This is a genomic window from Mesorhizobium sp. M7A.F.Ca.US.006.04.2.1 (genome assembly GCF_004022915.1).
Classification (GTDB): Bacteria; Pseudomonadota; Alphaproteobacteria; order Rhizobiales; family Rhizobiaceae; genus Mesorhizobium; species Mesorhizobium ciceri.
On the sequence record NZ_RZQA01000894.1, the window covers coordinates 1 to 2,467 of the forward strand.

Consider the following 2,467-nt stretch of genomic DNA (forward strand, 5'->3'; position numbering starts at 1 on the left):
TTGCGGGACCCGCCATCGTCGAACAGTTCGATTCCACCACCGTGGTTCCGCCGGGAATGAGCGCGACCGTCGATGGCTTCCTGAACATTCTCATCGTGACGAAAGGCTGAAACATGACAAAGCTGATTGAAACGAGCCCTGGCCTCGATCCGGTAACGTTCGAGGTGCTGAAGAACTCCTTCATCACCACCGTCGACCAGATGGCCGAACAGATGCTTCGCACCTGCTATTCCTTCGTCATCTACAACCGAGACTTTTCGAATGCCCTGCACGACGCCGATGGCAACTCCGTCGCCCAGGGCAACTACGACATCGCGGTCCATGTCGGCACATTGCACAACACGTGTAAGGAAGTGATCCGGGTCTTCGAAGGCGATATGGCACCCGGCGATGTCTACGCAATCAACGATCCTTATGCCGGCGGTACGCATTTCAGCGACGTTCGGCTCGTCCGGCCGATCTTCGATGAAGACAAACTGATCGGCTTCTCCCAGTCGAACGGACACTGGTCGGATCTCGGCGGCTCGGTGCCGGGTTCCTTCGACGTCACCGCCCGCGACATGTTCCGCGAAGGGCTGCGGATAACGCCGCTGCGCCTTTTCCAGCGCGGCCGCTTCTGCTCCGATGTTGCCAACATGATCGCGGCCAACACGCGCGATCCCGCATCGATCATTGGCGACATCCATTCCCAGGCGCAAGCGACGCAGGCGGCCGAGCGCGAACTGCTGCGGCTGGTCAAGAAGTACGGGCGCGGCCAGGTCATGCGCGGTATGGAGGAGGTTCAGGACTACGTCGAACGTGCCGTGCGAAAGCGTCTGGCGGAGCTGCCCGACGGCACCTGGGAGACGGTCGACTACATCGACCGGGATCTCGGTGCCGGCGAGGGCATGATCCCGATCCGCATCAAGATGACGATCAAGGGCGACACGATCCACTACGATTTTACGGGAAGCCACTCGACCATTGCCTCGATGTATAATTCCGCACCGGGCGCGACCTTCTCGGCCGTGGTCGCCGGCATGAAAACCTTCTTTCCGGACCTCCCGCTCAACAGCGGGTTTTACCGGATGATCGAGGTGACCGCGCCGAAGAATAGCATCGTCAGCGCGGAATGGCCGGTGGCGGTGACCGGGTTCCTGATGCCGTTTGAAAAGATCATGAACGCGATCTTCGAGATGTGGTCGAAGATCATGCCCGAACGCGCTATCGCCTGCGCCTTCAACCTCGAATATCTGCTGGCCGGGGGACGGGATGCGCGCAAACCCGAAAAGCCGATCTTCATGTTCTACGAATGGCTGCCTGGCGGCTGGGGCGGGCGCAACGGCAAGGATGGTGCCGATGTCACAACCGCCTGCTTCGGAACCGGGCTGATGTCGCAGCCGAACGAAGGCAACGAGCGGGTCAATCCCACTCGGACGCTCGAGTTCCAGATCAAGCAGGATTCAGCCGGGCCCGGCAAGTGGCGGGGCGGCGTCGGCGTGCAGAAGACCTCATCGCTGCTTGAGGCTGAAAATGCCGTCATGTCCTATATTTGCGACCGCGAGCGTGCTGTCGTCTGGGGTGTCGAAGGAGGCCTGCCGTCGATGCCCCACGGCTTGACCATGAAGCGCGCCGGAGAAGAGACCGAGATCTGGCTCGGCTCCGTATTCTCCGATTACTCCGTCCACACAGGCGACCAGTTCGCTCGTCCGACGGCCGGCGGCGGTGGTTTCGGCGATCCACTGCAGCGCGAGCCCCGCAAGGTGATGGAGGACGTGATCGACGACTACGTTTCCCTGGAGCGTGCCAGGACTGACTACGGTGTGGTGATCCGCGAAATCGACCGCGACCTGTGCCAGTACGAAATCGACGAGACGGCGACCGAAGCCTGCCGTGCCGACATCCGGGCGAAACGGAAGGGCTGGGCACGCATGGATCCCGAGGAGGTCGCGCGCAAATACCGCTCCGGCGAGATCGATACGCTCGATGCGGTTCGGCACTATGCCGTGATCCTCGACTGGGAGACCGGCGAACTACTTCCCAAAACCACCGCCCAATTCCGGGAGAGTTTTGAGAAACGGACCGTCACCCACTGGGTCTGAGCGCCAGCGAGCGCGCCGCAATCTTGCGGGCGCTCGCGGGATGCCAGAGTTATCTGTTTTTTCGATACCATATTCAAAGAATTACTATTTCACAGGAACCTAAAGCTGGAGCAACAATGTCGCAGCGCCGCGAAGGTTGGCTGCTCCGAGGGGTATGACAGATGGCACCAGGCGTGGGACGATCGTTCACCGCGGCCAGCACACTTGAAGAGGCAATGGCAGCACGCCGGCAGGGCGCGGTGGTGCTTGCAGGCGGCACCTGGATGATGCGTGATCCCCAACGCGGGGTCGACCTTCCCGACGCGGTGGTCGCACTCGACCGAATACCGGCCTTGTCCAAGGTCGAAATCGACTCGGACCATGTCGTGATCGGTGCAGCTGTTACC

General features: G+C 61.1%; 2 protein-coding genes. Both read left to right on the top strand.

The window, feature by feature from the left end; genetic code table 11:
* Nucleotides 1-113: 113 nt before the first annotated feature.
* Entirely contained in the window at nt 114-2,081 is a 1,968-nt protein-coding gene (locus EN925_RS31800; protein WP_127384529.1) for a hydantoinase B/oxoprolinase family protein, read from the top strand.
* Nucleotides 2,082-2,242: 161 nt separating this feature from the next.
* Nucleotides 2,243-2,467: FAD binding domain-containing protein (locus EN925_RS31805; RefSeq protein ID WP_206633039.1), on the top strand; the 225-nt coding region annotated here is incomplete at its 3' end.

Excerpts from the sequence above, each read along its gene's own strand:
- EN925_RS31800 (WP_127384529.1), top strand. The coding sequence starts at position 114 with ATGACAAAGCTGATTGAAACGAGCCCTGGCCTCGATCCGGTAACGTTC.